General features: G+C 29.6%; 1 pseudogene. It reads right to left on the reverse strand.

From position 1 onward, the window contains the following. Positions 1 to 117 (reverse strand): annotated as a pseudogene (locus ACWA1B_RS23420) (ATP-binding protein); the annotation flags it as partial. Positions 118 to 243 lie beyond the last annotated feature (126 nt).

Genomic DNA, 243 nt, shown 5'->3' on the forward strand with positions numbered 1-243 from the left:
TAAGAATTTGCCTTTTCCTTCTCGTGAATGAAGATTCAACTGCCTTTTTTTATCATAAAAACTGCTCTCGTCATTATGAGCGAGGAGATTTTTAATTAAAAGGCGTTTATTGATCATTCTCTCTTTTTTTGTTTGCCACTAATTACACTAATTCCACAAATTTTATTTTTTAAAACACATAGAATCATAGATTGTTGAAATCTATAAAAAGGCGTTTCACTTATCACAACAAACATAGCTATG

This window comes from Flavobacterium xizangense, from assembly GCF_054075145.1.